Genomic DNA, 26,786 nt, shown 5'->3' on the forward strand with positions numbered 1-26,786 from the left:
GGCCGCGCCCGCGGTCAGTCGCGGGGGAACTCGTCGGTCTTGAGGACGAGGCCGACGGACGTCCGGGTCAGGTCGATCTCCTCGCCGAAGCCGAAGCTGATGTCGCCGTGGTAGGTGCCGTCCTTCGGCAGGGTGTGCAGGTGCCACTCGGCGGTGTACGGATCGACGATCAGGTACACCGGCACGCCGGCGGCGGCGTACGTGTCCTTCTTCGGTCCGTAATCGTTGGCGGCGGTGTCCTTGGAGATGACCTCGGCGATGAACTCGACATCCTGGTAGCGCCAATGGCCCCGGCCGTCCTTCACCGAGCGGTCGGCGAACGCCGCGACATCACAGGCGAAGCCGTTCAGCCGCCCGGGGAAGTCGATCCGTACATCCGAGGCCAGACGCTTGCGCGGATACTTGGCGCGCAACTGTTCCAGGACATCGAAGATGATCTGGAAGTGGGTGTCCCGCTGCGGCGTCATGAAGATGTGCCCCCCGACGATCTCGGCCTTGTAACCCTCGGGGATGGGCATCTTCTCCAGCCACTCGAACATCGTGTCGAGCGTGAGCTCGTCGCCGCTCTCGGCCATCTCGATCCTGTCTTCGAGGACGGTCATCGTGGCGCTCCTCCCCGGCCGACGCTCGATGCGTACAGCCGCGCGGTACAACGATACGCACGGTGACCAGGACACGAGTGACACTCGTCGTATGAGACTCTTCGCCGCCGTGCTGCCGCCCGATGACGTCGTTCGTGAGCTCGCCGGGGAGGTGGCGCGGTTGAGGGAGGTGCCCGGGGCCGACGGGATGCGGTGGACCGGGCAGGCCGGGTGGCCCCGCGGCGGAGCCGCTGATTGGCACTTCACGCTCGCGTTCTACGGGGAGGTGGACGACGGGCTGGTGCCGGAGCTGACCGCGCGGCTGGCGCGGGCCGCGTCCCGCACGGAGCCCTTCGAACTGGCCCTGCGGGGCGGCGGCCAGTTCGGGCACGGAAAAGCGCTGTGGGCCGGGGCGGACGGGGATCTGCGCACCATGCGGCTGCTCGCCGAGCGGTCGGAGGCGGCCGCGCGGAAGGCGGGCGTGGCGATGGACGAGCACCGCCGCTACAAGGCCCACCTGACCGTGGCCCGAAGCCGGGACGGCGTCGACGTGCGCCCGTACCTCGCGGTCCTGGAGGATTTCCGGAGCCGCGCCTGGACCGTGGACGAACTGGTGCTGGTGCGGAGCCACCTGCCGAGGTCGGGCATCCCGGGCGAGCAGCCCCGCTACGAGGCGGTCGCCCGCCGGGCACTGGGCGCGGCCGGTTAGGCTCGGGGCGTGGACCCGAAGACCCGGAACCGGATCATGGCCGGTGCGCTCGTGCTGATGTTCGTCGTGGTGGTGCTGGCGGCGGCGCTCGGCAGGTAGCGCCGCCGCCGGCCCCTCACGGCGTGCCCGCCGCTACCAGGCGAAGGCCTCCGGGGACGGGCCCGGGCCCGGGAAGATGTCGTCCAGTGCGGTCAGCAGGTCCTCGTTCAGCTCCAGGGTGACCGCCCGCAGCGCGGACGCGAGCTGCGCCGCGGTGCGCGGGCCGACGATCGGGCCGGTCACCCCGGGCCGGGTGAGCAGCCAGGCGAGCGCGGCCTCACCGGGCTCGATGCCGTGCTTGTCGAGCAGGTCCTCGTAGGCCTGGATCTGCTCGCGTGTCCTGGTGTCCTTGAGCGCGTCGGCAGCGCGGCCGCTCGCCCGCCGCCCCTCGGTGGCCTCCTTCTTGATCACACCGCCCAGCAGGCCGCCGTGCAGCGGCGACCACGGGATGACGCCGAGGCCGTACTCCTGCGCGGCCGGGATGACCTCCATCTCGGCGCGGCGCTCGGCGAGGTTGTAGAGGCACTGCTCGCTGACCAGGCCGATGGTGCCGCCGCGCCGGGCGGCGATCTCGTTGGCCTGGGCGATCTTGTAGCCGGGGAAGTTCGAGGAACCGACGTAGAGGATCTTGCCCTGCTGGACCAGGACGTCGATCGCCTGCCAGATCTCCTCGAACGGGGTGCTGCGGTCGATGTGGTGGAACTGGTAGACGTCGATGTGGTCGGTGCCCAGCCGCTTCAGCGAGGCGTCGACCGCCCTGCGGATGTTCACCGCCGACAGCTTGTCGTGGTTGGGCCACGCCTCGCCGTCCGGGCCCATGTTCCCGTACACCTTGGTCGCGAGGACCACCTTGTCGCGGCGGTCGCCGCCCTTCGCGAACCAGCTCCCGATGATGGATTCCGTACGGCCCTTGTTCTCGCCCCAGCCGTAGACGTTGGCCGTGTCGAAGAAGTTGATCCCGGCGTCCAGCGCCGCGTCCATGATGGCGTGACTTTCGGCCTCGTCGGTCTGCGGACCGAAGTTCATCGTCCCGAGGACGAGCCGGCTGACCTTGAGTCCCGTGCGTCCGAGCTGCGTGTACTTCATGTTCATCAAGCCAACGGCTTGGAGTGCGCTCTATGCAAGAGGGCTCAGTCGGCCGTGCCCGCGGGGACCACCCAGGCCGTCGGCTGTCCGGTGACCGAGGCGATCATGTCGAAGTCGCCGTCGTAGTGCAGGACGACGGCGCCGTGGCGCTCGGCCGTCGCCGCGGTGATCAGATCCGAGACGGACAGGGCCTTCCAGTTGCCCTCCTGGAAGAGAAGCGTTTGGACCTCGAGCGCGCGATCCCAGGCTTCGTCGGGTGTGGGCAGCCAGTCGAAACCGCGCATTTCGTCACGGATCCGCTCGGCGTCCGCCTTGGACCGGGCGCTGTGCAGGACTTCGAGTTCCACCGCGCCGCATACCGCGAGCAGTCCGGCGTTGTGCAATGAGTCGATGACACCGCGGACCGTCGGCTCCGGATAGCGGGCCAGGGCCGACTTGTCGATCAGGTGCCGCTGGGTCACGCGGCTCCTCGCGAGGCGGTCGTCTCGTCCACGGGGCCTGTGAGGTCGGGCAGCCCTCCCTCTGCCAGCCAGTTCAGGAACGACTCCCGCTTCCGGCGCTTGATGGCGTCTTCGAGAGCCGCGTTCACCGTCGCCACCTTGGTAGTGGTCCCGAAGATCTCGGCAGCCTCGGCGAGCTTGTCGTCGTCGATGTCGATGACTGTTCGTGCCATGCGGACCTCCTGGGACGGGCGGGACGCAGCCACCGAAGGACATCAAAATACCCAAGACTTGATATCGCCTGTGGGTGACGGCCCGCCCTTCTCCGCCGCGTAGGGACCGCCCAGGTCCCAGTCCCGCCACATCGCCTCGGCGAAGGCTGCCGCGATCTTGTGCTCGCCGCCTTCGTTCGGGTGCGTGCCGTCGTACGTGTCCGTGTGGAAGTCGTACGACGCCGGCGGCGGGACGAGCAGCAGCGAGGAGTTCGGTTCGTCCAGGTCGGCGACGGTCTTCGCCAGGAGGTCGTTGAACCGGGTGACCTGTCCGGCGAAGGACGCGTCGGCCTCCACCCGTATGTTCCGGAGCACCGGCATCACGGCCACGGCGACGCCCGGGTTGGCCGCCCTCGCCTCGGCGACGAACGCGCGGACGTTGTCCGCCGTCTGCTCGGCGTTGGTGTAGAAGCCCAGGTCGATCAGCCCCAGCGACACCAGCAGCACGTCCGCGCGGCACGCGCGCACGGCCTCGCCGATCAGCGGGGTCATGTGGTGCCAGCCCTCGCCCCAGCCGGCCAGGTGGGCGCGGGGGAAGTCGGGGTCGGCGTACGCGTACGACGTGGGAGCGTCCGTGGACTGGTCGTGGAGCGTCTCGCGCGGGCCCACCAGTGTGAAGGGGTCGCCGTACGCCGCGCACAGGTGCTGCCACAGCCGGTAGCGCCAGGTGTGTTCACCCGCGCTCCCGATCGTCATCGAGTCACCTACGGGCATGAACCTGAGCACACGGTCATCATGGATGATCGGCACGGCCACCGCGATGTGAGTCCCGACACCCGCCGTGAACTGCGCCGGACAATGGCAGTCTTGGGTCATGCGCCGACCCTTCGCCCTGCTCGCCGCGACCCTTCTCCTGGCCGCGCCCGCCGTGCCCGCCTCCGCAGCCGACGGCGGCGACGGCGACGAGGGGTTCGCCATCAAGGACCCGCGCGTCACCGAGTCCAGCGGGCTCGCCGCCTCCCGCCTCCACCCGGGCGTCTACTGGACCCACAACGACAGCGACGACGGCCCCTACCTCTACGCCGTGGACAGCGCGACCGGCGAGACCGTCGCCCGCCTCACCCTCACCGGCGTGGGCACGCCCCGGGACGTCGAGGCGATCTCCGTCGGTCCCGGCAACAGGCTCTTCGTCGGGGACATCGGGGACAACCTCGGGGGTTCGTGGCCGTACGTCTGGATCTACGAACTCCCCGAGCCGAAGAAGCTCCAGGACGCGACCGTGCGGGCCACCCAGTACGTCGTGAAGTACTCCGACGGGCCCCGGGACGCCGAGTCGATGGTCGTGCACCCGAAGACCGGGCGCGTCTACCTCATCGACAAGAAGGAGGAGGGCGGGCACCTGTACGAGGGGCCGGCCGAGCTCTCGGCGTCCGGGGACAACGTGTTCCGGCCGATCGCCCCCGTCGAGCTGTGGGCCACCGACGCCGCGCTCTCCCCGGACGGGCAACGGCTCGCCGTACGCGGCTACTTCGGCGGCATCCACTACGCATGGAACGACGGCGGGATCCAGCGGAAGGGCCGGCTGAGCGTGCCGCTCCAGGGGCAGGGGGAGTCGGTGACCTACTCCGCCGACGGTACCCGGCTCATGTACGGCAGCGAGGGCACCGAGAGCCCGGTCGAGTCCCGGGAGGCGCCCGGCGGCGAGGGCGGGGGCGGGGACGGAGGCGGCGAGGGCGCCCGCGCGGAGGGCGGGGAGAGCACCGCCGGTGACAGGAACGGGAACACCGTCACGGTCGTCGCGGCGGCCGTCGTCGCCGCGGTCCTGTTCGCACTGGTGAGGCGGCGCCGCCGGGGCTGAGCCGGCCGCGGGCCGGGCGGTGTGCCCTCACTCGTGCCGTCACTCCGCCGACCGCCGCGCCACGAACGTCTCGAGGCCGTCCAGGATGCGCTGCAGCCCGAACTCGAAGTGGTCGAAGTCGGGCCCGAAGGTGTCCTCGGAGAGCCCGGCCAGGACCGGGTAGCGCCCGCTGTTCATCGCCTTCTCCAGGGCCGGGCGCTGGGCCTCCCAGAACTGTGCGTCCGTCAGCCCCGAGCTGCGCTCGGCCTCCTCCTGGTAGAGCTGGGTGCGGGCGGCCCCCACGACATACCCGTCGATCATGATGATCGCCGACAGCAGCTCGGGGTCCGACAGGCCCATCGGCTTGATCCGGGAGAGCACCTTCTCCATGCCGTCCAGCGCGCTCGGGCCGAGGATCGGGCGGGACTGGTTGACCTCGAGCAGCCAGGGGTGCCGGCGGTAGAGGGCGAGGGTGGCCCGCCCCAGGGCCTCCAGCGCCGTGCGCCAGCCGCCGTCGCCGAGGTCCGCGGGGTCCTCCGACGCGCGCTGCACCCGGTCCAGCATCAGGTCGAGCAGCTCGGCCTTGCCGGGCACGTAGCGGTACAGGGACATCGTGCCGGTGCCGAGCTCGGTGGCGATCCGGCGCATCGACAGCGCGCCGATCCCGTCGCGGTCCGCGACCTCGACGGCCGCCTCCACGACGCGCTCCAGCGTCAGCCCCGGTTTCGGCCCCCTGCTGGGCCGCGGGCCCGTGTCCCACAGCAGGTCGAGGGTGCGGGTGATGTCGCCGCTGCCACTGCTCTCCGTACCGCCCCTGCCGCTGCTCATGGGGGCAGTTTAAATCCGCGCCGAAAAACTGAGTACGCTGTACGCGCAATCGGGTACGGTGTACCCAGTTGGAAGGGGGACCCATGAACGACGACGGTTTCGCGGTCCGGGCCGAGGGCCTGGAGAAGCGGTACGGCGAGAAGCGCGCGCTCGACGGCTTCCACCTCGCCGTCCGCGAGGGCACCGTGCACGGACTGCTCGGACCGAACGGCGCCGGCAAGACCACCGCCGTACGCGTCCTGTCGACGCTGATCCGGCTCGACGGCGGGCGTGCCACGGTGGCGGGGCTCGACGTGGCCCGGCGGGCGCGCGGGGTGCGGGCGCGGATCGGCCTCACCGGGCAGTACGCGGCCGTGGACGAGGTGCTCACCGGGCGGCAGAACCTGGAGATGTTCGGCAGGCTGTTCCACCTGGGCGGCAGGCGCGCCGGGGCGCGGGCCGCCGAGCTGCTGGAGCGGTTCGGCCTGACCGACGCCGCCGACAAGGGCGTCGGTGACTACAGCGGCGGGATGCGGCGGCGCCTGGACCTCGCCGCCTCGATGATCCTCGCGCCGGCCGTGCTGTTCCTGGACGAGCCGACGACGGGCCTCGACCCCCGCAGCCGGGGCGAGGTCTGGGAGTCGGTGCGGGCGCTGGTGGCGGACGGCACGACCGTGCTGCTGACCACGCAGTACCTGGAGGAGGCCGACAGGCTCGCCTCCCGGATCACCGTCATCGACCAGGGCCGGGCCATCGCCGACGACACCCCGGACGGGCTGAAGAACCTGGTCGGCGGCGACCGCATCGAGGTCGTGGTCGCCGATCGGTCCGACATCGCCCGCGTGGTGAAAGTGGTCGCGCGGGTCGCCGACGGCGAACCCGAGGGGGACGAGGCCGAGTTGCGCGTGCACGCCCCCGTGACCGACCGGGTGGCGGCGCTGACCGACGTGGCGCGCACCCTCCAGGACGAGGGCGTACGGGTCGAGGACATCGGGCTGCGCAGGCCCAGCCTCGACGACGTGTTCCTGCGCCTGACCGGACACCGCACGGAGAAGGAGGCGGCGGCATGAGCGCGCTCGACCCGACCACCGGACCGGCCGCGCACGGCCGCGTGTACTGGGCGCTGGCGGACTGCTGGAACATCGTCCGCCGCGGCCTCACCCATTACCAGCGCCAGCCCGTCAACATCGCCTGGCAGCTGGGCTTCCCGATCCTGTCCGTCCTCCTCTACGGCTATGTCTTCGGCAGCGCGATGACCGTGCCCGGCGGCGGGGACTACCGGGACTTCCTGATGCCGGGCATGTTCGTGATGACGATGGCGTTCGGCTTCATCAACACCGCGACCGTCGTGGTCTACGACTCCACCAAGGGGGTCATCGACCGTTTCCGCTCCATGCCGATGGCCTCCTCGGCGGTGGTGGCCGGACGCGGGGTGACCGATCTGATCGTCGCCTGCGCCGAGTTGAGCATCCTGATGCTGACCGCGCTGGCCATGGGCTGGCGCCCGGACGGCGGCTGGGGCTTCCTGGCGGCCTTCGGGCTGCTGCTGTGGCTGCGGTTCGCGCTGATCTGGCTCGGCGTGTGGCTGGGCCTGCTGGTGCCGAACCCGGAGGCGGCGGGCGGCCTGTTCGCGGTCGCCTTCCCGCTGACGATGATCTCCAGCATCTTCGTCGCCCCGCAGCTGATGCCGGACTGGCTGGGCTGGGTGGCGGCCTGGAACCCGATCTCCTCGACGGCCGCGGCGACCCGCGAGCTGTTCGGCACCCCGGTCGGCGGCGGCGACTCCTGGGTCGAGCAGCACGCGCTGCTGATGGCCGGGGTGTGGCCGGTGATCCTGACGGCGGTCTTCCTGCCGCTCGCGGTGCGGAGGTTCCAGCGGCTGAGCCGGTGAGGTGAGGCGTTCAGCGCTGTCAGTCGAACGGATGCCCGGCGTGGACGCGGTCCGCGCCGGGCGCCTGTCATCCCGGCGGCCCCGGCGCGGGGCGGGGCGGTGGTGCGGGCCGGCACGCCTCCCCGGCCGGGAAGGGCAGGCAGCGGCCCACCGCCCGGCAGCGCTCGGACGCCGGGTCCAGGGCGGTCACCTGGGCAGTGCGGGGGTGCCGGGCCGGCCTTTCGAGGAGCCGTCGGAGTATGTGCCGCCGCACGTGCGAAGGGCGCCCGGCGGGTCGTCCGCCGGGCGCCCTTCGTCGTCGTACGGGTACGACTACAGCTGCTCGATCACGTAGTCGACGCACTTCGTCAGGGCCTCGACGTCCGACGGGTCGATCGCCGGGAACATCGCCACGCGGAGCTGGTTGCGGCCGAGCTTGCGGTAGGGCTCGGTGTCGACGATGCCGTTGGCGCGCAGGACCTTGGCCACGGCGGCGGCGTCGACCTCGTCGGTGAAGTCGATCGTGCCGATCACCTGGGAGCGCTTGGCCGGGTCCGTGACGAAGGGGCTCGCGAACTTCACGTCCTCCGCCCAGCCGTACAGGGTGCGGGAGGACTGCGCCGTGCGGCGCACCGACCAGTCGAGGCCGCCCTGGCCGTTGATCCACTCCAGCTGCTCGTTCAGCAGGAACAGGGTGGCGAGGGCCGGGGTGTTGTACGTCTGGTTCTTGCGGGAGTTGTCGATCGCCGTGGGCAGCGAGAAGAACTCCGGGACGTGGCGGCCGGAGGCGTGGACGCGCTCGGCGCGCTCGATCGCGGCCGGCGAGAACACGCCGATCCACAGGCCGCCGTCGGAGGCGAAGGACTTCTGCGGGGCGAAGTAGTAGACGTCCGTCTCGGCGATGTCGACCGGGAGGCCGCCCGCGCCCGAGGTGGCGTCCACGAGGACGAGGGCGCCCTCGTCGGCACCGGCGACCCGCTCGATCGGCATGGCGACGCCGGTGGAGGTCTCGTTGTGGGTGAACGCGTACACGTCCACACCCGCCTCCGCCGCGGCGTCGGGGTGCGTGCCCGGGTCGGCGGAGATGACGGTGGGCTCCGCGAGCCACGGGGCGAGCCGCGCCGCCTTGGCGAACTTGGAGCTGAACTCGCCGAAGCTGAGGTGCTGCGACTTGTTCTCGATCAGACCGTGCGTCGCGATGTCCCAGAACGCGGTGGAGCCGCCGTTGCCGAGGATCACCTCGTAGCCGTCGGGGAGCCGGAACAGTTCGCCGATGCCCTCGCGCACCTTGCCGACCAGGTTCTTCACCGGGGCCTGGCGGTGGGAGGTGCCGAGCAGGGACGTTCCGGTCGCGGCCAGGGCGTCCAGCGCCTCCGTCCGTACCTTGGAGGGACCCGCACCGAAACGACCGTCGGCGGGCTTGATGTCAGCAGGAATCCGGATCTCAGCCACGACCGGAGCCTAGCGGCTGAGGGAAACCCGGGCGAAACATCGTCCGTCCGCTGAGACGGGCGGCGGGCCCCCGGTGGGCGGGCGGTGGACGGACCGGGGGGAGGTCCGCCCGCCGCCCGGCCGGTCACCCGCCGAGCCTCACCGGCAGCTCGTACAGGTCGTTCTGGGTGACCACGGGCTTGTTGCGCAGCTCGCTCGCCGGGACCGCCAGGTCCAGCCCCGGGAAGCGGGCGTACAGCGCCGGGAGGGCCACACCGGCCTCCAGGCGGGACAGGGCGGCGCCGGGGCAGACGTGCGGGCCGTGGCCGAAGGAGATGTGCCGGCCGGCACCTTCCCGGGTGATGTCGAAGTCACCGGCCGTGGGACCGTGCGCCCGCTCGTCGCGGCCGATCGCGGCGTACGACACGATCAGCGCGTCCCCGGCCGGCAGGACCTTGTCCCCGACCGGGATGTCCTCCGTCGCGAACCGGATCAGGACGTGGGACGTGGGGGTCGACCAGCGCAGCGTCTCCTCGATCACCGCCGGCCAGTCCGCTGCGCCGGAGAGCACCAGCTCCCGCTGCTCCGGGTGGGTGGAGAGGTTCACCACCGCGTTGACGATGAGGGAGATCGTCGTCTCGTGGCCGGCCGCCACCATCAGCTGGAGCGTGGCGACGATCTCCTCGTCGGTGAGACGGTCGCCGCCCTCCGACGCCTGGATGAGCGCGGAGGTCAGGTCGTCGCCCGGGTGCTCCCGCTTGTGCGCGACCGTCTCGGCCATGATCCCGGCCAGCTCGGTCAGCGTCGCGATGACCTCCTCGGGCGGGGTCTGCGTGGAGAAGAACTTCTCGAACAGCTCCTTCAGCCGGGGCAGCCGCTCCTCCGCCAGCCCCATCAGGTCGGCGATCACGTACATCGGCAGCGGGTAGGCGAACGCCGCCTTCAGGTCGAGCGTGTCACCGGGCAGCGCGGCCATCCGGTCCAGCAGGTTCCCGGTCAGCTCCGTGATCCGCCCACGCATCAGCTCCACCCGGCGCGGGGTGAGCGCCTGCGCGACCAGGGTGCGCAGCCGGCGGTGGTCGGCGCCGTCCACGGTGAGCATGGAGCGGGGCGGGTTCGCCAGCCCGATCAGCGGCCAGTCGGGGGCGATCTCGCCGCGCTGCCAGGCCCCCCAGACGTTGATGTCCTTCACCAGACGCGGGTCGGTGAGCAGCTTCTTCGCCTCGGCGTGGTGCGTGACCGCCCACACCGGCACGTCGCCCGGCAGCGTCACGGCGGCCAGCGGCCCCGCGGCCCGCAGCGCCGCGCTCTCCCCGTCCAGGTCGGAGACGAAGGGGTCCAGGGGGATACGGGTCTGCGCGGGGTCCGTCGTCGAGGTGTCCGTACCAGCCGTCATGCGGGCGAGCCTCCAAGGGCGGGAGTGGGTGTGAACGTCACCGGGAGTTCGGACAGGCCGCGCAGCCACGGCGACGGGCGGCGGGTCAGCTGCCCGGCCGGCACCGCGAGATCGATGTCCGGCAGCCGGTCGAGGACGACCTCGATGCCGGTCCGGGCGATCACCTCGGCGATCTCCTGCGCCGGGAACGGGCACCGGTGCTCCCCGTGGCCGAACGAGAAGTGGGCGCTGTTCCCGCCGGTGAGCGCCGAGGCGTCGGTCCGCACCTGGGGGTCGGAGTTGGCGCCCTGGAGGCCGAGGATCACCATGTCGCCGGCGCGGATGCGGCGCCCGCCGAGCTGGGTGTCACGGGACGCCCAGCGGGCGGCCACGTTCTGGCTCGGGGTGTCCTCCCACAGCACCTCGTTCATCGCCTCGGCGATGCTGTTGCGGCCGCCGAACAGGGAGGCGGCGAACCTGCTGTCGGTGAGCATCAGGTGCAGCGAGTTGCCGATCCAGTCGGCGGTCGGCTGGTGCCCGGCCGCCAGCATCACCATCAGGTCCTGGCAGATCTCCTCAGCGGTGAAACCCGAGGTGTCGGCCAGCATCCGGGACGCCACGTCCTCGGCGGGCTCCCGCTGACGGGCGGCCACCAGTTCCGTCATCGACGTGAACAGATGGATCTGGCCCGCCAGGGCGCGCTCCCGCCCGTCGATCATGTCGTTGAGGGCGGTGACCAGGGCCGGCCCCTCGTCGTCGGGGAACCCGTAGAGCCGGGCGAGCACCCGCACCGGCAGCAGCATCGCGAACTCGCTGATGATGTCGGCGCTGCCCTTGGGGCAGATGCCGTCGATCAGCTCGTCCGCGAACTTCTCGGCGTACCGGCGCAGTTCGAACGGGTCGACCGCCTCCAGCGCGTTCACCAGCATCCCGGCGCGCTCGCGGTGCCGCTCGCCGACGGTGTACAGGATCGACGGCTGCCGGCGGCCGATCATCGGCAGCAGCGGCCAGTCGTCGGGGATGTTGTCCCACTGGTTCCACAGTTCGGAGTCGCGGCTGAACAGCACCGGGTCGCCGGTGACCTGGTGCAGCTCGCGGTAGCCGAGCACCAGCCAGGCCGGTGCGTCGCCGTCGAGCACCACCGGTACGACGCTGCCGTGCTCACGGCGCAGTTCCCGGTACACCCGGGCCGGGTCGTCCTGGAGCAGGGGGCCGCCGAAGCGGACGGCGTTGGGGACGGACGCGGGACTCACACCAGCTCCTGACGGGGGGCTCGGGCCGGGTCGGCGTACAGGCTCTGGATGTGCTCCACCAGCGTGATCAGCACGATCTTGCTGGACTCCCGGGAGCGCGCGTCGCAGTTCACCAGCGGGACGTGCGGGTCGAGGTCGAGGGCCTCGCGGATCTGCTGGGGGGTGAACACGGGGCCGCCGAAGTCGTTGCAGGCCACGATGAACGGCGTGCCGTGCCGCTCCAGCCGGTCGATGGCGTACCAGGAGTCGTCGATGCGCCGGGTGTCGACCAGCACGACCGCGCCGAGCGTGCCGGAGAACAGCCGGTCCCACAGGAACCAGAAGCGTTCCTGGCCGGGCGCGCCGAAGAGGTACAGCACGTTGTGGGCGTCGATGGAGATGCGGCCGAAGTCGAAGGCGACGGTGGTCGAGGTCTTGCCGCGCACCCCGCTGATGTCGTCGACGGCCTCGCCCGCCTGGGTCATCGTCTCCTCGGTGTTGAGGGGACGGATCTCGCTGACCGAGCGGACCATCGTCGTCTTGCCGGCGCCGAAGCCGCCCACGACCACGATCTTCAGGCCGTTGTCGGCCGACGCGCCCAGCGGCGTACGCGTCTCAGAGGTTGCGGAGTCCAACGAGCACCTGCTCCAGGATGTCGGGGTCGGGTACGGCGGCCTTGCGGGGGTGACGGGCGCTGACCCGGCCCGCCGCGAGGAGGTCGGAGAGCAGGATCCGGGTGATGCTCACGGGCAGCTTCAGCTCGGCCGCGAGCTCCACGACCGCCGTGGGGCGGTCGGCCAGCCGCAGGATCGCCGCGTGCTCGGACTGCATGCCGGGCACCGGATCGCACTCGGCGACGACCAGGGTCACCAGGTCGAAGGGGTTGTCCGGCCCGGACCGGCTGCGCCCCCCGGTGAGGGTGTACAGCCGGTCGGGGGCGTCGTCCCTGCCGGGCCTGCTCATGAGGTGCGCGGCAGGGCGGTGAGGTGCTCGCCGATCTGCTCCACGAGCTCGCTCATGTTGTGCCCGATGAGGCCGGCGTCCGCGTCCTCGGTGGTGACGACGGCCAGGTGCGCGCCCTGACCGGCCTCCACGATGAACAGGACGCCCCCGTAGAACTCCGTCATCGCCGAGCGCACCCCGCCCGTGCCGTCGCCGAACTCGACCGAGGCGCCGTGCGACAGCGACTGGATGCCGGCGGCGATCGCGGCGAGCTGGTCGGCCTGGTCGGCGGACAGCTCCGGGGTGCGGCACAGTTTCAGGCCGTCACGGGACAGCACGAGCGCGTGCCGCGCGCCCGGCGTGCGCTCCAGCAGGCCCTCAAGGAGCCAGGTGAGCTTCTCGTCGGCGGTCGTCGTGCCGGTCATGAGGTGGTGTCGCCTTCCGGGGTCGCGGGGGTGGGCTGTGCTTCGGAGGTCGGGTCGGGGGTGGCGCGGGTGCCGGCGGTGTCCGGGGTGTCCGTGGCGTCCGCGGGGGTGCCGGTGTCCGGGCCGGCCGTGTCGTCCGGGGTGGACGCGCGCACGGCCTGGCGGAAGCTGCTGAAGCGGGCGGTGCGGGCCCTGGTCTCCTCGGCCGTCGGGGCGGGCCGGGGGGCGGGCGCGCTGCCGCTGCCGGAGCGGGTGCGCTCGGCTTCCGCGAGGGTCCGGCCCCGGCGGCGGCGGGGCAGCACCAGGGGTGGCGCGGCGTCGCCGTCCGGGGCGGGGGACTCGTGGGTGGGGACCGGGTCGGGGTCGAGGTCGGCCGCGGCGCGGGAGGCGGCGTAGGAGGCCGCGGGCCGGGCGCCGTCGGGGGACGCCGGCCGGTCGGCCGGGGCGGCGCCGGTGCCGGTGTGCGCGGTGGCGTGGGCGGTCTCCGGTTCCGGCCGGTCGGGGACGGTTGCCGGGGCGGTCTCCGGGCGGCTGCTCCGGAGGCTGTCACGGCGCTGGGGAAGGCTGTGGGCCGCCGCGTCCCGGGAGTTCCCCGAGGCGTCCCGCGCCGTGGAGGCCGGCGTTCCGGCGGACGTGCCGGTGCCGGTCGCCGATGTGCCGGCCGGCGTGACGGCGCGGGGCGCGGGCGCGGCGGTGGCGCCGGTCGTCGCGGCGCTCGTCGCCGGGACCGGGGGCGCCGCGTCCGGCGGTACGAGGATGTCCTGCGGGACCAGCACCAGGACCCCCGTGCCGCCGCGGGCCGAGGGACGGTAGGAGACCTTCAGGCCGTACCGCCGGGCCAGCCGGCCGACCACCGCGAGGCCCAGCCGGGTGCCGGTCAGGCCCCCGAGTTCGGCGGACTCGCCGGAGACGGCGCGTTCGGCGCGGCGCAGCTGCGCCTCGCCCATGACGAGCCCGCTGTCCTCGACGGACACGATGACCCCGGCCGGGACCTCCTCGACGTACACGTGGACCTCGGCGGTCGGCGGGGAGAAGTTCGCCGCGTTGTCCAGGAGTTCGGCGAGCGCGTGCATCACGCCCTCGGCGGCGTGTCCCGCGACCGCGGTGTCGCTGGCGGAGTGGACGCGGATCCGCTGGTAGCCGCTGATCCGGCCCATGGCGCCGCGCAGGATCGACTCCATGGCGATGGGCCGGGCCCAGCGGCGGCCGGAGCGGGCGCCGGTGAGGACGGCGATCGAGTCGGCGAGCCGGCCCGCCTGGGCGGTGCGGTGGTCGAGGTGGAGCAGGTCGGCGAGGACCTCCTCGTCGTGGTGCTTCTCCTCCATCGCGCGCAGGTCCGCGAGCATGCCGGTGGACAGCGCCTGCATCCGTCCGGCCGCGTTGGCGGTCGCGGACAGGGCGGCGGCGCGGGCGCCTTTGGCCTCACGCAGCTTGGCGTTCAGCCGCGCGGTCTCGCCGGTGAGCCGGACCCGCTCCTGCGCGAGGCGGTCGTTCTCCGCGCTCAGCCGGTCGCGCTCCTCGGTGTGCTCCTGGGTCAACCGTGCGACGTGGGAGGCGTGTTCGTCGGTGAGGCGGCGCAGTTCCTCGGCGTGCCGCTCGGCGGCCCGCGCGAGTTCGGCGGTGTGCTCGTCGGTGAGCCGGGCCCGCTCGTCGGCGTGCTCCTGCGTCAAACGGGCGGCGGCTGCGGCGTGCTGCTCGGCGAGGCGGTCGCGCTCCGCGGCCAGGGTGTCGGCGAGGTGGTTGCGCTCGTGGTCCAGCTCGGCGGACAACCGGGCGCGTTCCCGGTTGAGTTCGCCGGTCAGCCGTTCGTGCTGGCGGCGGGACTCCTCCGTCAGCCGGGCCCGTTCCTGGAGCAGCCGGCCGACGTCCTCGGTGACGGCCTCCAGCCGCGCCCGTGCCGCCCGCGCGGACAGGGCGGCGTACGTGGCCGCGGTGGCGGCCGCGCACAGCAGCACGGCGGCGATCGTCCCGGTCACCGCCACGGAACCGATCGCGGAGTCCGGGACGAGGAAGACCGCGGCGAGCACGGCGAGCGCGCCGATCCCCGCGGTGAGCAGCGGGACGGGCAGCAGGCTGCGGAGGGTGGGGCGGTCGCCGGGGAGCAGGGGAGAGGTCATCAATCAGGGTCCTCGGTCGGGTCCTCGGTCGGGTCCGCGGGCGTGCACCGTCATGGCTGCGCGGCCCTCGGGCGGGTTCGATGGGGGCGCCGGACCTGGTTCTGGGGTCGCTTACTCGAACGCGGTCCGGCAACTGCGCGCAACTCGCGGTCACTATATGAGAGTTCCTGATCGGCTTGGGAAGATTCAGCTTCCCTTTTCCTTGAACGACCCGTCCTGTGCGTGTTGCGGGCCTTCCGTGAAGGCCGCGGCCGCCTGTGCGCCACCGCGTGCGTCCGGCCCCGCGGAGGCATCCTGAGGGCATGACGGATCACCGGGAACTGTCGGCCCGGCTGCGGGCCGCCGTGCGCGGCGAGGTCGACTTCGGGACGACCGCACGGGCGCTGACCACGATGGACGCCTCCAACTACCGCCGCGTGCCGCTCGGCGTGGTGGCCCCGCGTGACGCCGACGACGTGGCGGCGGCGCTGTCGGTGTGCCGCGCGTACGGCGTTCCCGTGGTGCCGCGCGGCGGCGGCACGTCGATCGCGGGGCAGGCGACCGGCACCGGCGTGGTGCTCGACTTCACACGGCACATGAACCGTCTGCTGTCCCTCGACCCGGAGGCGCGCACGGCCGTGGTCCAGCCCGGCCTGGTCCTCGACCGTCTCCAGGAGGCCGCCGCCCCGCACGGCCTGCGTTTCGGTCCCGACCCCTCCACCCACAGCCGCTGCACCCTCGGCGGCATGATCGGCAACAACTCCTGCGGCTCCCACTCGGTGGCCTGGGGCACGACGGCCGACAGCGTGCGTGAGCTCGCGGTCGTCACCCCGCGCGGCGAGCACCTGCGTCCGGGCCGGGGCTGGTCGGGCGCCCCGGCCGGGCTGCGCGACCTGGTCGACGGCGAACTGGCCCGCCTGCGCACGGGTTTCCCCGACCTCCCGCGCCGTATCTCGGGATACGCCGTGGACGCCCTGCTGCCCGAGAACGGCGCCGACGTCGCCCGCTCCCTCTGCGGCTCGGAGGGCACCCTCGGCGTGCTCACGGAGGCGGTCGTGGACCTCGTACGCGCCCCCCGCGCGCGTGCCCTCACCGTGCTGGCGTACGCGGAGGAGGGCGGGGCGGCTCAGGCGGCGGCGGGGCTGCTGCCGTACCGGCCGCTGACCGTGGAGGGCATGGCGGCCGATCTGGTGCCGTCCGCGGCGGACCTCCCGCGCGGGGGTGCGTGGCTGTTCGTGGAGACGGGCGGGGACACGGAGGCGGAGGCACGCGCGCGGGCGGAGGGGATCGTCCGCGCGGCGGACGTCGTGGGTTCCCTGGTGGTCACCGACCCCGCCCGGCAGCGCGCGCTGTGGCGGATCCGGGAGGACGCGAGCGGTACGGCGACGAGGATGCCGGACGGCACGGAGGCCTGGCCCGGCTGGGAGGACTGCGCGGTGCCGCCCGCCCGGCTCGGCGCGTACCTGCGGGACTTCCGGGCCCTGCTGGCGGACCACGGGCTGCGCGGCACGCCGTACGGGCACTTCGGGGACGGCTGCATCCACGTCCGCATCGACTTCGACCTGCTGACCGGTCCCGGCGTCGCCCGCTTCCGGCGCTTCTCGGAGGACCTGGCGGACCTGGTGGTGAGCCACGGCGGCTCCCTCTCCGGCGAGCACGGCGACGGCCAGGCGCGGGCCGAGCTGCTGCCGCGCATGTACGGCGAGGAGACGGTCGCCCTCTTCGGACGCGTGAAGGCCGTCTGGGACCCGGACGACCTCCTCAACCCGGGCATGCTGGTGAGGCCGGCACCGCTGGACTCCCACCTCCGCTTCTCCGTCCTCCCGCGCGAACCGGTGGACGTCGCCTTCGGCTACCCCGCCGACGACGGCGACTTCGCGGCGGCGGTGCGCCGCTGCGTGGGCGTCGCCAAGTGCCGTACGACGTCCGTGTCGGGGCCGGCGGTGATGTGCCCGTCGTTCCGGGCGACGGGCGAGGAGGAGCACTCCACGCGCGGGCGCGCGCGCCTGCTCCACGAGATGCTCGCGGGCGAGCTGGTGACCGGCGGCTGGCGGTCGACGGAGGTACGGGACGCGCTCGACCTGTGCCTGTCCTGCAAGGGCTGCCGCTCGGACTGCCCGGTCGGCGTCGACATGGCCACGTACAAGGCGGAGTTCCTCCACCACCACTACGCGGGCCGCCGCCGCCCGGCCGCGCACTACGCGATGGGGTGGCTGCCGGTGTGGCTGCGCTGGGTCGCGCGGACGAGGACCGCGGGGGCGGTGAACGCCGCGGCCTCGGTGGGTCCGCTCGCGAGCGCGGCGAAACGGCTGGGCGGGATCGCGGGGGAGCGGGAGATCCCCCGGGTGGCGGAGGAGACGTTCACACGGTGGTGGCGGGGCAGGTCGGCGCCACCGCACGGCGACGGGAGGCTGGTGGTCCTCTGGCCGGACACGTTCACGGAGCACCTGTCGCCGTCGGTGGGCCGGGCGGCCGTACGCGTGCTGGAGGCGGCGGGGCTGCGCGTGGCCCTCCCCCCGGCCCTGCGGCTGGCCGGCCGCCCGGTGGGCGACGCCCGCTCCCGCTCGCCCCTGTCCCTGCTGACGGCGCGCGGGGCCCGTGTCTGCTGCGGCCTGACCTACATCTCCACGGGCCAGCTGGACCGCGCCCGTACGGTCCTGAGCCGCACCCTCGGCCTCCTGGAACCCGTCCTGGCCACGGACGCCCCGCTGGTGGTCCTGGAACCGAGCTGTGCGGCGACGCTGCGCACGGACGCCCCGGAACTGCTCCCCGGCGACCCGCGCGCGGCGCGGCTCGCCGCGCGGGTGCGCACGTTCGCCGAAACCCTGGAGCAGTACGCCCCGGACTGGGCCCCGCCGTCCCTGAACCGCCAGGTCACCGGCCAGACCCACTGCCACCAGCACGCGGTCCTGGGCGACGCGGCCGACCGCCGGCTGCGCGCCGCGGCCGGCCTCACCGGCGAGCTGACGGGTGGCTGCTGCGGTCTGGCGGGCAATTTCGGCTTCGAGAAGGGCCACTACGAGGTCTCCCGGGCCTGCGCGGAGGACCGGCTGCTGCCGTCGCTACGGGAGGCACCGGAGGAGGCGGTCGTCCTGGCCGACGGCTTCTCCTGCCGTACGCAGCTCGAGCAGGTGGCGGGCGTCCGGGGACGGCACCTGGCGGAGGTGCTGGCGGCGTCCCTGCCCGCGGCGGAGCGGGACGGCGGACGGCCGGCCGGCGATCCCTAGAGGCCGTCAGGTGACTCGGGCCGCGGGACGATCAGTTCACGCAGCGGATCGCCGCCGTCGACGAAGAGCCGGGCGTCCGTCCTGGTCGCCTCGCCGAGACGCCGCAGCACCCGCTCACCGGCCTCGGGGTGCCGCCCGTCGAGGGCGCCGACGCGGACGGCGAACACGAGGTCGAACGGCTCCTCGTCCGGGAGCAGGACGAAGTCCTCGGCCGCGACCTGCCGGACGCTCATGCGGCCCGACCCGATCTCCTCCGCCGCGGCGGCGCGCGCCTGGGCGACGGCGGTGGCGGATCTGTCGACGGCCAGGATGTGACCGGTGGTGAGCCGTCCCGCGACCGCTCGCGCGGCCGCCCCCGGCCCGCACCCGATCTCGAGGACGCGGGAGTGCGGCTGGAGGGGGAGCGCGTTCACGATCGCGGAGAGCCGCGGCGACAGTCGTACCGGCACGGACGAGACGATAGGCGCCGGACGGCCGGTGCGCACGCGCGGCGGGACGCGCCGCGGCTCGTGCGCACCGGTCAGGGCGTGGTCTCGCCCCGTACCAGCGGGTGGCACACCGGCTGGACGCCCTCCGGGAGGTCGTCCGGCAGGCACCAGCGGGCCTCCAGGATCTCGGTGGGGTCCAGGCGCAGTTCCCCGCCCAGCAGACGGGCCTCGAAGGCCACCTCCAGGCGGGTGCGGAAGCCGCTGTTCAGCATGACGAGGCGGCCCGTCTCGACGTCGAGGCCCGTCTCCTCCCTGACCTCGCGCACCACGGTCGCGCGGAAGTCCTCGCCCTTGCGCGCGAAGCCGCTCGGCAGGCCCCACTGGCGGCCAGGCGGCCACATCCGGTGCCGGAGCAGCAGCACCCGGCCCTCGTCGTCGCGCACCACACCGGTCACGCCGACCACGAACTTGGCGTGCAGCAACCACACGATGCGGCCCTGCACGGGGCGCAGGAGCCGCCAGAGCCGGACGAGCAGTCGTCGCACAGAACCTCGGATCGTGGGAGCGGACGGGGGTGTCACCAGGGGAAACCGTACCCGCTGGGGTCCAGGTGGCGGACGGAGTTGACCGGGGAGGGGCAGGGGCCGCATCGTCAGGCATATAAGCGCTTTACGGTGCTGACTCAGTCCAATACGCTGGACTGCGAAGTACATCAAGTCGCACACTCGGTACAGGCAAGTGTCCGCTCCGACATCCCTGGAAGGCCCCGTGACCACCCCCAGCGCCGCCACCCCGTCCACCGCTCCGGGGGCCGCCCCCGCGTCCACGCCGGCCGGCGTCCCGCGCGGGCGGGGCTCCCTCGGGCCGGTCGGGCTGGTGCTCGCCGGTGGGATCTCCGTGCAGTTCGGCGGGGCGCTGGCGGTCACGCTGATGCCGCGCGCCGGTGCGCTCGGGGTCGTGTCGCTGCGGTTGCTGGTGGCCGCGCTGGTGCTGATGGCGCTGTGCCGGCCGGGGCTGCGCGGGCACTCGCGCGCCGACTGGAGCACGGTGATCGTCTTCGGTGTCGCCATGGCCGCGATGAACGGGCTCTTCTACCAGTCCGTCGCCCGCATCCCGCTCGGCCCGGCGGTCACCCTGGAGGTCCTCGGCCCGCTCACGCTGTCCGTCCTGGCCTCACGGCGGGCGGTCAACATCGTGTGGGCCGCGCTGGCCCTCGCCGGCGTGTTCCTCCTCGGCGGCGGAGGCTTCAGCGGTCTCGACCCGCTGGGCGTCGCCTTCGCGCTGGGCGCCGGCGCCATGTGGGCGGCGTACATCGTCTTCAGCGCGCGTACGGGGCGCCGCTTCCCGCAGGCGGACGGGCTGGCCCTCGCGATGGCCGTGGCGGCCGTGCTGTTCCTGCCGCTGGGGATCGCCGAGTCCGGCACGAAGCTGCTCGATCCGACGGTCCTCGGCCTGGGCGCGGCGGTCGCGGTGCTGTCGTCCGTCCTCCCGTACACCCTCGAACTCCTCGCCCTGCGCCGCCTGCCCGCGTCCACCTTCGCGATCCTGATGAGCCTGGAACCGGCCCTCGCGGCCGCCGCTGGCTTCCTGATCCTCGACCAGGCCCTGTCCGCCCCGGAGGCCGCGGCCATCGCCCTGGTCGTCGCGGCGAGCATGGGGGCGGTACGGACGCAGGTGGGACGGGTGAAGGTGAAGAGGACGGGGGCTGTCTCCTGACTGGTCAGGGCGGCTGAGGTACTTCATCTCCACGGTCCCGGATATGGAGGCGCTGACGCAGGAGCCGGGCACGCGTTCGTCGTCGGCGGTTTCTTCGTGTACATGGTCGCGCCACGCTCGGAGCTCGTCACCATCTGGCAGGTGACGCCGGATCCCCTTCCCTGACGGCCCGGGAAAAGGTCACGCCCAGGCGGCCGATCAATTCATGCAAGCATGCTTGCTTGTTTCCGGGCGGGCTGCCATGCTCCACGCAATCGCGCCGCACACCGCCGTGTCCGTGCCCCGAGGGGAGCGCCTCGTGTCCGATCCGACGCCCGTGATCGACGACCTGCGTGAGGAGAGCGAGGAGCTCGACCGGCTCGTGGCCGGGCTGAGTCCAGGGCAGTGGGGGCTTCAGACGCCCGCGGCCGGGTGGACCGTGGCCCACCAGGTCGCCCACCTCGCCTGGACCGACCACTCCGCCCTGCTCGCCGTCACGGACGCCGACGCGTTCCGCGCGCTGGTCGAGCGGGCGCTCGCCGCCCCGCACACCTTCGTCGACGACGGCGCCGAGGCGTACGCCCGGTCCGCGCCCGCCGAACTGCTCACGCGCTGGCGGGAGGGGCGCGCGGCGCTGGACAAGGCGCTGCGGGAGGCGCCGGCCGGGGCGCGGTTCCCCTGGTACGGCCCACCCATGTCCGCCGCCTCCATGGCGACCGCCCGTCTCATGGAGACCTGGGCCCACGGACTGGACGTGGCGGAGACGATCGGTGTGACGCGGCCACCCACCGACCGGCTCAGGCATGTGGCGTGGCTCGGGGTGCGGACCCGCGACTTCGCGTACGGGGCGCACGGGCTCACCCCGCCGTCCGATCCCTTCCGGGTCGAGCTCGCCGCACCGGGGGGCGGGGTGTGGGCCTACGGGCCCGAGGACGCGCCCCAGCGCGTCACCGGCCCCGCGCTCGACTTCTGTCTCCTCGTCACCCAGCGCGCCCACCGCACGGACCTCGCCCTCACCGCCGAGGGCGCCGACGCCGACCGGTGGCTGGACATCGCCCAGGCCTTCGCCGGTCCGCCCGGAGGCGGGCGGGAGCCGAAGGGGGACACCGCGCGGTGACCGCGACGACCCTGCGCGTCGGGAACTTCTCCGGCTTCTACGGCGACCGCTTCGACGCCCTGCGCGAGATGCTCACCGGGGGCGAGGTCGACGTCCTCACCGGCGACTACCTCGCCGAACTGACCATGCTCATCCTCGCCCGTGACCGGCTCAAGGACCCCTCCGGCGGATACGCCCGCACCTTCCTGCGGCAGCTCGAGGACACCCTCGGCCTCGCCCACGAGCGGGGCGTCAGGATCGTCACCAACGCGGGCGGGCTCAACCCCGCCGGACTCGCCGACGCCGTCCGCGCGCTGGCCGCCCGGCTGGGCATCCCCGTGCGGGTCGCCCACGTCGAGGGCGACGACCTCACCGCGCGGTACCCCGGCAGCCTCGCCGCCCACGCCTACCTCGGCGGGTTCGGGATCGCCGCCTGTCTGCGCGAGGGCGCCGACATCGTGGTCACCGGCCGGGTCACCGACGCGGCCCTGGTCACCGGTCCCGCCGCCGCCCACTTCGGCTGGACGCCGGCGGACCACGACCGGCTCGCGGGGGCCGTCGTCGCCGGGCACGTGCTGGAGTGCGGGGCACAGGCGACCGGCGGGAACTACGCGTTCTTCGGCGAACACCCTCGCGGCGACCTCCGGCGGCCCGGTTTCCCGCTCGCCGAGGTCCACGCCGACGGCAGCAGTGTCATCACCAAGCACCCCGGCACCGGCGGCTTCGTCGACGTCGGCACGGTCACCGCGCAACTGCTCTACGAGACCGGTGGCGCCCGGTACGCCGGGCCGGACGTCACCGCGCGGCTGGACACCGTACGGCTCACTCAGGACGGGCCCGACCGGGTACGCGTCGAAGGGGTGCGGGGGGAGGCGCCCCCGCCCACGCTCAAGGTCGGGCTCAACCGCCTCGGCGGCTTCCGCAACGAGGTCGTGTTCGTGCTCACCGGACTCGGCATCGAGGCCAAGGCCGACCTCGTACAGGAGCAGATGGGCGAGGCGCTCGCCAAGTCGCCGCCCGCCGAGATCCGCTGGGACCTGGTGCGCACCGACCGGCCCGACGCCCCGACCCAGGAGACGGCGAGCGCGCTGCTGCGGCTCGTCGTGCGGGACCCCTCCCAGGAGAAGGCCGGGCGCGTGCTGGGCGCGGCCGCCGTCGAGCTCGCGCTGGCGAGCTGTCCCGGCTTCCATGTCATGGCACCACCGGGGAAGGGCTCCCCCTATGGGGTCTTCGAGGATGTGTACGTCCCTCAGGGCGACGTCGACCATGTGGCCGTCCTCCACGACGGACGCCGTGCTCCCGTGGACGCGCCGCACGACACCGCCGTAATCGACGACGTGCCGGAGCCCGAGCTTCCCGATCCGCCGACCGAGGGGCCCACGACACGCGCGCCCCTCGGCCTCCTCGCCGGCGCCCGCAGCGGCGACAAGGGCGGGAACGCCAACGTCGGCGTCTGGGTCCGCTCCGACGACGCCTGGCGGTGGCTCGCGCACGAACTGACCGTCGAGCGGTTCCGGACGCTGATCCCCGAGGCCCGCGAGCTGCCCGTCACCCGGCACGTACTGCCCCGTCTGCGCGCCCTGAACTTCGTCGTCGAGGGAATCCTCGGCGAGGGCGTCGCCGCGCAGGCCCGTTTCGATCCGCAGGCCAAGGCGCTCGGCGAATGGCTGCGCTCCCGGCACCTCGACATCCCGGAGGCCCTGCTTTGACGGCCCTCGAATCCGCCCTGAACGCGGCCGATCCGGAGTACCGGGCCAACCGCGAGGCCATGCTCGGCAAGCTCGCCGAACTCGATGCCGAACACGCCAAGGCACTCGCGGGCGGCGGCGAGAAGTACGTCGAGCGGCACCGGGGGCGCGGCAAGCTGCTCGCCCGCGAACGCGTCGAGCTGCTCCTCGACCCCGACACGCCCTTCCTAGAGCTGTCCGCGCTGGCCGCCTGGGGGAGCGAGTACGCGGTCGGCGCCTCGCTCGTCACCGGCATCGGCGTCGTCGAGGGGGTGGAGTGCCTGATCACCGCGAACGACCCGACCGTGCGCGGCGGCGCCAGCAACCCCTGGTCGCTGCGGAAGGCCCTGCGCGCCAACGACATCGCGCTCGCCAACCGGCTGCCCTGCATCAGCCTCGTCGAGTCCGGCGGCGCCGACCTGCCCTCCCAGAAGGAGATCTTCATCCCCGGCGGCGCCATCTTCCGGGACCTGACCCGGCTGTCGGCGGCCGGCATCCCGACCGTCGCCGTCGTCTTCGGCAACTCCACCGCCGGGGGCGCCTACGTCCCCGGCATGTCCGACCACGTGATCATGGTCAAGGAGCGGGCCAAGGTGTTCCTCGGCGGGCCGCCGCTGGTGAAGATGGCCACGGGGGAGGAGAGCGACGACGAGTCGCTGGGCGGCGCCGAGATGCACGCGCGCGTGTCGGGCCTCGCCGACTACTTCGCCGTCGACGAGCAGGACGCGCTCCGCCAGGCCCGCCGGGTCGTCGCCCGCCTCAACCACCGCAAGGCGTACGGTGATCCGGGACCGGCCGCCCCGCCCAGGTACGACGAGGACGAACTGCTGGGCATCGTCCCGGGCGACCTGAAGATCCCCTTCGACCCGCGCGAGGTCATCGCGCGGATCGTCGACTCCTCCGACTTCGACGAGTTCAAACCGCTCTACGGGACCAGCCTCACCACCGGCTGGGCAGGCCTCCACGGCTATCCCGTCGGCATCATCGCCAACGCCCGGGGGGTCCTCTTCAGCGAGGAGTCCCAGAAGGCCGCCCAGTTCATCCAGCTCGCCAACCAGCGCGACATCCCGCTGATCTTCCTGCACAACACCACCGGCTACATGGTCGGCAAGGAGTACGAGCAGGGCGGCATCATCAAGCACGGCGCCATGATGATCAACGCGGTCAGCAACTCGAAGGTCCCCCACCTGTCCGTCCTCATGGGCGCCTCCTACGGCGCCGGGCACTACGGCATGTGCGGTCGCGCCTACGACCCGCGGTTCCTCTTCGCGTGGCCCGGCGCCAAGTCCGCCGTCATGGGCCCGCAGCAGCTCGCCGGCGTGCTGTCCATCGTCGCGCGGCAGTCGGCGGCGGCGAAGGGACGGCCGTACGACGACGAGGCGGACGCGGCGCTGCGCGCCATGGTGGAGCAGCAGATCGAGTCCGAGTCGCTGCCGATGTTCCTGTCCGGGCGGCTCTACGACGACGGCGTCATCGACCCGCGCGACACCCGCACCGTCCTCGGCCTGTGCCTGTCGGCCATCCACACCGCGCCCTACGAGGGCGCGCGCGGTGGCTTCGGCGTCTTCCGGATGTGAGGGACATGATTACTTCCGTTCTTGTCGCGAACCGGGGCGAGATCGCCTGCCGCATCGTGCGCACCTGCCGTGAGCTGGGCATCCGCACGGTCGCCGTGCACTCGGACGCCGACGAAAACGCCCTCCACGCGCGCGTGGCGGACACCGCGGTCCGGCTGCCCGGGGCGGCGCCCGCCGACACCTACCTGCGCGGCGACCTGATCGTGAAGGCCGCCCTCGCCGCGGGCGCGGACGCCGTGCACCCCGGCTACGGCTTCCTCTCCGAGAACGCCGGCTTCGCGCGGGCCGTGCGGGACGCCGGCCTGGTGTGGATCGGGCCGCCCCCGGAGGCGATCGAGGCGATGGCGTCCAAGACGCGCGCCAAGGAGCTGATGGGTATCGCGCCCCTGCGGGAGGTCACCGAGGCCGACCTGCCGGTGCTGGTCAAGGCCGCGGCGGGCGGCGGCGGACGCGGCATGCGCGTCGTACGGCGTCTCGCCGACCTGGACGGCGAACTGGCCGCCGCCCGCGCGGAGGCCGCGAGCGCCTTCGGTGACGGCGAGGTGTTCGTGGAGCCGTATGTGGAGGGCGGCCGGCACGTCGAGGTGCAGGTGCTCGCCGACACGCACGGCACGGTGTGGGCGCTGGGCACGCGCGACTGCTCCCTCCAGCGCCGCCACCAGAAGGTGATCGAGGAGGCCCCGGCGCCCGGACTGTCCGCGCGGCTCACCGAGGAGCTCCACGCCCTCGCCGTACGCGCCGCGCGTGCCGTCTCCTACGTCGGCGCCGGCACGGTGGAGTTCCTGGTCGCCGGGGGCCGGGCGCACTTCCTGGAGATGAACACCCGCCTCCAGGTGGAACACCCGGTGACAGAGGCCGTGTCCGGCGTCGACCTCGTCGCCGAGCAGATCCGCGTCGCCGAGGGCCACGCCCTCGACGGCGGGCCTCCCCGCCCGCACGGGCACGCCGTGGAGGCCCGCCTCTACGCCGAGGACCCCGCCAGGGACTGGGCACCGCAGACCGGCCGCCTGCACCGCCTCGCCGTACCCGGCGCCGTGCGCCTGGACACCGGTTACACGGACGGCGACGACATCGGCGTCCACTACGACCCGATGCTCGCCAAGGTCGTCGCCCACGCCCCCACCCGCGCGGAGGCGGTCCGCAAGCTGGCCTCCGCCCTGGAACGCGCGGTGATCCACGGTCCCGTCACCAACCGGGACCTCCTCGTCCGCTCCCTGCGCCACGAGGAGTTCGCCGAGGCCCGCATGGACACCGGCTTCTACGACCGCCACCTGCCCGAACTGACGGCCCCGGCCCCCGACCCGTACGCCCCGCTCGCCGCCGCCCTCGCCGACGCCCACGGCCGCTCCCGCTTCGGCGGCTGGCGCAACCTGCCCTCGCAGCCGCAGGCCAAGCGGTACCTCATGGCGGGCGAGGAGCACGAGGCCCGCTACCGGCACACACGGGACGGCCTCACGGCCGACGGGGTGCGGGTGGTCCACGCGGACGCGGGGCTCGTGATCCTCGACGTGGACGGCGTCCGGCGCAGGTTCGAGGTCAGCCGCTACGGCGACCAGGTGTACGTCGGCGCCACCGCCCTCACCGCGCTGCCCCGCTTCCCCGACCCCACCACCCAGCACGCCCCCGGCTCCCTCCTGGCCCCCATGCCGGGCACGGTCGTCCGCATCGCCGACGGCCTGACCGAGGGAGCCGCGGTGCAGGCCGGACAGCCCCTCCTGTGGCTGGAGGCCATGAAGATGCAGCACAGGATCACAGCCCCGGCCACGGGAACCCTGAGCACCCTGCACGCCGTACCGGGACAGCAGGTGGAGCCCGGCATGCTGCTGGCGGTGGTGCAGCCGGCCTAGGGGAGCGGGGCTGTGCCCGACATGCGGCTGCCGCCGCGTGGGCGCGACCAGCCGGAGACAACCCGCACCCTCCCGACGACCTGAAGCCCCTCCCCCTTAGGAGCGCT

General features: G+C 73.2%; 25 protein-coding genes. 10 read left to right on the forward strand and 15 right to left on the reverse strand.

Annotated features, from left to right (window positions below; genetic code table 11):
- Window positions 1-14: 14 nt before the first annotated feature.
- Window positions 15-602: a Uma2 family endonuclease gene (locus tag F1615_RS10605; protein WP_208818288.1), complete on the reverse strand. Its 588-nt coding sequence runs from the start codon at window positions 600-602 to the stop codon at window positions 15-17.
- Between the two features lie 91 nt (window positions 603-693).
- Between F1615_RS10605 and thpR the strand changes: the two genes are divergently transcribed.
- Window positions 694-1,290: an RNA 2',3'-cyclic phosphodiesterase gene (gene thpR, locus F1615_RS10610; protein ID WP_149548660.1), complete on the forward strand. Its 597-nt coding sequence runs from the start codon at window positions 694-696 to the stop codon at window positions 1,288-1,290.
- A gap of 132 nt (window positions 1,291-1,422) precedes the next feature.
- Here the strand turns inward: thpR and F1615_RS10615 are convergent, their stop codons facing one another.
- The 4 genes from F1615_RS10615 to F1615_RS10630 are packed head-to-tail and all read right to left on the reverse strand — an operon-like array spanning window position 1,423 to window position 3,853.
- Window positions 1,423-2,415, reverse strand: a complete 993-nt coding sequence (locus tag F1615_RS10615; RefSeq protein ID WP_149548661.1) for an aldo/keto reductase — start codon at window positions 2,413-2,415, stop codon at window positions 1,423-1,425.
- Between the two features lie 44 nt (window positions 2,416-2,459).
- Window positions 2,460-2,876 carry a PIN domain nuclease gene (locus F1615_RS10620; RefSeq protein WP_149548662.1) on the reverse strand — a complete coding sequence of 139 codons (417 nt, stop codon included), beginning with the start codon at window positions 2,874-2,876 and terminating at the stop codon, window positions 2,460-2,462.
- Complete coding sequence (locus F1615_RS10625; protein WP_149548663.1) at window positions 2,873-3,088, reverse strand: type II toxin-antitoxin system VapB family antitoxin; 216 nt, start codon at window positions 3,086-3,088, stop codon at window positions 2,873-2,875. The genes F1615_RS10620 and F1615_RS10625 overlap by 4 nt, the downstream gene beginning before the upstream one ends.
- Before the next feature lie 42 nt (window positions 3,089-3,130).
- On the reverse strand, window positions 3,131-3,853 hold the full coding sequence (locus tag F1615_RS10630) for a GDSL-type esterase/lipase family protein (protein WP_149548664.1): 723 nt from the start codon (window positions 3,851-3,853) through the stop codon (window positions 3,131-3,133).
- 88 nt (window positions 3,854-3,941) lie between these two features.
- On the opposite strand from F1615_RS10630, the gene F1615_RS10635 reads away from it, so the two are divergent.
- A complete protein-coding gene (locus F1615_RS10635) occupies window positions 3,942-4,925 on the forward strand; it encodes a WD40 repeat domain-containing protein (RefSeq protein WP_149548665.1) in 984 nt (327 codons plus the stop codon).
- A gap of 39 nt (window positions 4,926-4,964) precedes the next feature.
- Here the strand turns inward: F1615_RS10635 and F1615_RS10640 are convergent, their stop codons facing one another.
- Window positions 4,965-5,732, reverse strand: a complete 768-nt coding sequence (locus tag F1615_RS10640; RefSeq protein ID WP_149548666.1) for a TetR/AcrR family transcriptional regulator — start codon at window positions 5,730-5,732, stop codon at window positions 4,965-4,967.
- A gap of 83 nt (window positions 5,733-5,815) precedes the next feature.
- On the opposite strand from F1615_RS10640, the gene F1615_RS10645 reads away from it, so the two are divergent.
- Together F1615_RS10645 and F1615_RS10650 are read left to right on the forward strand one after the other, a co-directional pair.
- The gene (locus F1615_RS10645; RefSeq protein WP_149548667.1) at window positions 5,816-6,781 is read left to right on the forward strand and encodes an ATP-binding cassette domain-containing protein; all 966 of its coding nucleotides are present in this window, start codon (window positions 5,816-5,818) and stop codon (window positions 6,779-6,781) included.
- Window positions 6,778-7,602, forward strand: a complete 825-nt coding sequence (locus F1615_RS10650) for an ABC transporter permease (RefSeq protein ID WP_149548668.1) — start codon at window positions 6,778-6,780, stop codon at window positions 7,600-7,602. Before F1615_RS10645 ends, F1615_RS10650 begins: the two co-directional genes overlap by 4 nt.
- Window positions 7,603-7,914: 312 nt before the next feature.
- Here F1615_RS10650 and serC read toward each other — a convergent pair whose 3' ends face one another.
- From serC to F1615_RS10685, 7 genes are all read right to left on the reverse strand, one after another.
- On the reverse strand, window positions 7,915-9,033 hold the full coding sequence (gene serC / locus F1615_RS10655) for a phosphoserine transaminase (protein ID WP_149548669.1): 1,119 nt from the start codon (window positions 9,031-9,033) through the stop codon (window positions 7,915-7,917).
- A 124-nt stretch (window positions 9,034-9,157) separates the two neighbouring features.
- Entirely contained in the window at window positions 9,158-10,408 is a 1,251-nt protein-coding gene (locus F1615_RS10660) for a cytochrome P450 family protein (RefSeq protein WP_149548670.1), read from the reverse strand.
- Window positions 10,405-11,640 carry a cytochrome P450 gene (locus F1615_RS10665; protein ID WP_149548671.1) on the reverse strand — a complete coding sequence of 412 codons (1,236 nt, stop codon included), beginning with the start codon at window positions 11,638-11,640 and terminating at the stop codon, window positions 10,405-10,407. Before F1615_RS10665 ends, F1615_RS10660 begins: the two co-directional genes overlap by 4 nt.
- Entirely contained in the window at window positions 11,637-12,254 is a 618-nt protein-coding gene (locus tag F1615_RS10670) for a GTP-binding protein (protein ID WP_244328688.1), read from the reverse strand. The genes F1615_RS10665 and F1615_RS10670 overlap by 4 nt, the downstream gene beginning before the upstream one ends.
- Window positions 12,235-12,582, reverse strand: coding sequence for a DUF742 domain-containing protein (locus F1615_RS10675; protein ID WP_149548672.1), 348 nt, complete (start codon window positions 12,580-12,582; stop codon window positions 12,235-12,237). Before F1615_RS10675 ends, F1615_RS10670 begins: the two co-directional genes overlap by 20 nt.
- Complete coding sequence (locus tag F1615_RS10680; RefSeq protein WP_037930502.1) at window positions 12,579-12,986, reverse strand: roadblock/LC7 domain-containing protein; 408 nt, start codon at window positions 12,984-12,986, stop codon at window positions 12,579-12,581. Before F1615_RS10680 ends, F1615_RS10675 begins: the two co-directional genes overlap by 4 nt.
- Window positions 12,983-15,103 (reverse strand): sensor histidine kinase, encoded by a 2,121-nt coding sequence (locus F1615_RS10685; protein ID WP_149548673.1) that lies wholly within the window; start codon window positions 15,101-15,103, stop codon window positions 12,983-12,985. The genes F1615_RS10680 and F1615_RS10685 overlap by 4 nt, the downstream gene beginning before the upstream one ends.
- 302 nt (window positions 15,104-15,405) lie before the next feature.
- On the opposite strand from F1615_RS10685, the gene F1615_RS10690 reads away from it, so the two are divergent.
- A complete protein-coding gene (locus F1615_RS10690) occupies window positions 15,406-18,309 on the forward strand; it encodes an FAD-binding and (Fe-S)-binding domain-containing protein (RefSeq protein ID WP_149548674.1) in 2,904 nt (967 codons plus the stop codon).
- On the opposite strand, the gene F1615_RS10695 is transcribed toward F1615_RS10690, so the two are convergent.
- On the reverse strand, window positions 18,306-18,758 hold the full coding sequence (locus tag F1615_RS10695) for a methyltransferase domain-containing protein (RefSeq protein ID WP_149548675.1): 453 nt from the start codon (window positions 18,756-18,758) through the stop codon (window positions 18,306-18,308). The two genes, F1615_RS10690 and F1615_RS10695, sit on opposite strands and share 4 nt — an antisense overlap.
- Before the next feature lie 71 nt (window positions 18,759-18,829).
- Entirely contained in the window at window positions 18,830-19,282 is a 453-nt protein-coding gene (locus F1615_RS10700; protein WP_149548676.1) for an NUDIX hydrolase, read from the reverse strand.
- Window positions 19,283-19,505: 223 nt separating this feature from the next.
- On the opposite strand from F1615_RS10700, the gene F1615_RS10705 reads away from it, so the two are divergent.
- From F1615_RS10705 to F1615_RS10725, 5 genes are all read left to right on the forward strand, one after another.
- On the forward strand, window positions 19,506-20,453 hold the full coding sequence (locus tag F1615_RS10705; RefSeq protein ID WP_149548677.1) for an EamA family transporter: 948 nt from the start codon (window positions 19,506-19,508) through the stop codon (window positions 20,451-20,453).
- Window positions 20,454-20,751: 298 nt separating this feature from the next.
- Window positions 20,752-21,549, forward strand: coding sequence for a TIGR03084 family metal-binding protein (locus tag F1615_RS10710; protein WP_149548678.1), 798 nt, complete (start codon window positions 20,752-20,754; stop codon window positions 21,547-21,549).
- Window positions 21,546-23,237 (forward strand): acyclic terpene utilization AtuA family protein, encoded by a 1,692-nt coding sequence (locus tag F1615_RS10715; RefSeq protein ID WP_149548679.1) that lies wholly within the window; start codon window positions 21,546-21,548, stop codon window positions 23,235-23,237. Before F1615_RS10710 ends, F1615_RS10715 begins: the two co-directional genes overlap by 4 nt.
- A complete protein-coding gene (locus F1615_RS10720) occupies window positions 23,192-24,832 on the forward strand; it encodes an acyl-CoA carboxylase subunit beta (protein WP_425385634.1) in 1,641 nt (546 codons plus the stop codon). The genes F1615_RS10715 and F1615_RS10720 overlap by 46 nt, the downstream gene beginning before the upstream one ends.
- Before the next feature lie 5 nt (window positions 24,833-24,837).
- On the forward strand, window positions 24,838-26,679 hold the full coding sequence (locus tag F1615_RS10725) for a biotin carboxylase N-terminal domain-containing protein (protein WP_149548681.1): 1,842 nt from the start codon (window positions 24,838-24,840) through the stop codon (window positions 26,677-26,679).
- Window positions 26,680-26,786 lie beyond the last annotated feature (107 nt).

The sequence above is a fragment of the Streptomyces marokkonensis genome (genome assembly GCF_008312835.1).
Taxonomy (GTDB): Bacteria; Actinomycetota; Actinomycetes; order Streptomycetales; family Streptomycetaceae; genus Streptomyces; species Streptomyces marokkonensis_A.